The following is a 2,926-nucleotide window of genomic DNA, read 5'->3' on the forward strand; positions in this document are numbered from 1 at the left end:
GGGGAGGCCTGGATGACGTTGACGATCGTGGTGCACTCGGCGCTGGAGCCGCCCAGGATCGCGATCGAGTTGCCGCAGACGTTGAGGGCGACATCGACCGGGACGATGATCTGGTTGCCGCTGGCCACACCGCCGGAACCGTTCGTGGACGCGGTGGACGCGGGCTCGCCCTCGGACTCCTCCTCCAGGGCCTCGACCACCTCGACGCAGTCGGCCTCGGAGATCCCGCCGACGGCGACCGCGTTGCCACAGGCGTCCACGGCGGCGTCGACCGGGACGATGATCTGGTTGCCACCGGCCACGCTGCCGGAACCGTCGGTGGTGGCGCCCTGCCCACTGGTCTCGTACAGCACCTCGGACACCTGGTCGCACTCGGCGCCGGAGATGCCCAGTACCGCGAGCGAGTTGCCGCACAGGTCGGCCTGGACGTCGGCGGGGACGACGACCTGGTTTCCGCCGGCCACGCTGCCGGAACCGTCCGTGGACGTGTCGGCGAGGGCCGCGGTCAGGGGGGCGACCACGAGTCCGGCGGTGAGGACGGTTGCGAAGGGGTAGCGGAGTGTGTTGCGCATCGTGCTGCTTGGACCTTTCACGGAAGACGGCCAGGCGGTCACGCCGAAGTCGGCGTGAAACACCGTGGGCGGAACCGGGTGCGTGTTCGACCGCGAAGCGATTCCACCGTCACGGCGAAAGCGGGCCCGTCACCAGTGGCGGTGAATGAGGCGGGCGGCCCGCGTACGTGCGGAGGTCGCGGTTCCTTGGGGTTCTCCCCTTGCGAGAACCGGCGACGGACCGAAACGTTAGCAAGCCACTGGTGACGCGCAGGCGTTTTTCAGAAATGTTTATCCGCACCACGAACACTTTACGCACATGCAATGCGACGCAGTGAAGTAATTCCTGGTCAAAGGCTGGCCTTTGATTACTCTGCGCACACAGGCAGAAGCATTCTGTCGCCATTCCCGGGGAAGAAAATTTTGCGCCCTTGACCCGAAGTCCACTAATCAACTTCGTGGACTAGCGCCCGTAACCACGACCGAACGCCATTTCACCCACCCGAATCCACCCCGTTATAGCAATATGACCGATTCACGCAGAAAGCCTGAAATGAGATAATCTCGTCCGGGGAGGAGTCCCCCGGGCCCCGACACGCCCCCCGCGGGGACCGTGCCTCCGCCCCCGGACCCAGACCATGGACGGGGGCTCGAGCACGCGAGCGGCCGAGCCGCGCTGCCTAACCGCACACCACGGCAAACCAGACACATGGGACACGCGTCCCACTCAACGGACACCCCGACCAGCCCCGCGCTCCAGGAGCCACCGAATGCCGTCACGTCCCCCGAACCCCCGGACCCCGTTGAGCACCAGCGCAGCGCTGCTCGCGGGCGCGCTCCTCGTCACCGCCTGTTCCCCCGGCGACCCGACCGACGACACCGGGGGAGACGCCGCCCTCCAGGGCTCCACCGCCTCACCCACGGAATCGCCCGCCACCCCACCCGAGAACACCGGCCCCCTCACCATCGCCTTCGGCGGCGACGTCATGTTCGAGGGCATCCTCGAACCCCGGCTGAACGACCCGTCGACCGCCCTGGGCCCCATCGCGAGTCGGCTCTCCGCCGCCGACCTGGCCATGGTCAACCTGGAGACCGCCGTCACCGAGGGCGGCACCCCCGCCCCGAACAAGCAATACGTCTTCCGTGCCCCCGCCACCGCCCTGGACGCCCTGGACGCGGCGGGCGTGGACGTGGCCTCCGTCGCCAACAACCACGGCATGGACTACGGGACGGACGGGCTGGCCGACACCCTCGCCAACGGCGAGGCCTCACCGGTCGCCCTGGTCGGCGCGGGCGACGACGCCGACGAGGCCTACGCCCCCCACGTCGCCGAGGTCAACGGGCAGTCGGTCGCCCTGTTCGGTGCCACCGACGTTCTGGACGACCACCTCATCGAGGCCTGGACCGCGGGCGAGGGCAAGCCCGGTCTGGCCTCCGTCAAGGGCGAGGCGCGCGGGCGGATGCTGACCGCCGTCTCCGAGGCCGCCGCCGAGCACGACAACGTCGTCGTGTTCCTGCACTGGGGCCTGGAGGGCTCGCACTGCCCGATCGGGCACGCCCCCACCCTGGCCCAGGAGCTGGTCGACGCGGGCGCCACCGCCGTCGTCGGCGGCCACGCCCACGTCCTGTCGCCAGGCGGCTTCGTCGGAGACTCCTACGTCCACTACGGACTGGGCAACTTCGTCTTCTACAACTTCGACGGCCCCACCGCGGAGAGCGGCGTCCTCACCCTCACCCTCGACGACGGGCGCGTCACCGAGTCCGACTGGGCACCCGCGCAGATCCAGGGCGGAGTCCCCGTCCCCTACGAGGACGCGGCCGCCGACCAGGCCCACCAGACCTGGGCGGGCATGCGCGACCAGTGCGGACTGCCCCTGACCGACTCACCCGCGTAGGAGCCCCGCTCTCGCCTACAGACCGGGCGCCGCGACACCATGGCGCTCGGCGACGGCGGCGATCTCCGACAGGAGCGCGTGACGGCGCGCCGTGCCCAGGTAGGCGGCACGCACCCCGTTCGCGGCCAACCGCACCAGGTCGGCCGGGGACAGCCCGAGCGCGTGGGCGGTGCGGTACTCGCGGGTCAGGTCGGTGCCGAACATCGTGGGGTCGTCGGTGTTGAGCGTGACCAGCAGTCCGGCGTCCAGCATGCTCGGCAGCGGGTGGTCACCGATCTCCCCGACCGCGCGTGTGCACACGTTGGAGGTCGGGCTGACGTCCACCGGAACCTGTTCGTCGACCAGGCGGGCGACCAGGTCCGGGTCCCGCATCGAGTCGATGCCGTGGCCGATCCGCTCCGCGCGCAGCGCGTCCAGTGCCTCGCGCACCCGTTCGGGGCCGCCGTGCTCACCGGCGTGCGGCAGGCTCCCCCGGCCCCC

General features: G+C 70.2%; 3 protein-coding genes (1 of these 3 cut by a window edge). 1 reads left to right on the plus strand and 2 read right to left on the minus strand.

All coding sequences use genetic code 11. The features are described from left to right. On the minus strand, positions 1 to 572 hold a 572-nt coding region (locus D471_RS0129765), incomplete at its 3' end, for a chaplin (protein WP_017601992.1). A 749-nt stretch (positions 573 to 1,321) separates the two neighbouring features. On the opposite strand from D471_RS0129765, the gene D471_RS0129770 reads away from it, so the two are divergent. Further along, a complete protein-coding gene (locus D471_RS0129770) occupies positions 1,322 to 2,446 on the plus strand; it encodes a CapA family protein (protein WP_017601993.1) in 1,125 nt (374 codons plus the stop codon). A gap of 15 nt (positions 2,447 to 2,461) precedes the next feature. Here the strand turns inward: D471_RS0129770 and add are convergent, their stop codons facing one another. Further along, on the minus strand, positions 2,462 to 2,926 hold the final stretch of the coding sequence (gene add, locus D471_RS0129775) for an adenosine deaminase (protein ID WP_017601994.1). It continues 594 nt past the right edge of the window; the window shows 465 of its 1,059 coding nt (coding positions 595–1,059); its start codon lies beyond the right edge, outside the window — the gene reads right to left on this strand; it ends in the stop codon at positions 2,462 to 2,464.

The organism is Nocardiopsis lucentensis DSM 44048 (assembly GCF_000341125.1).
Taxonomy (GTDB): domain Bacteria; phylum Actinomycetota; class Actinomycetes; order Streptosporangiales; family Streptosporangiaceae; genus Nocardiopsis; species Nocardiopsis lucentensis.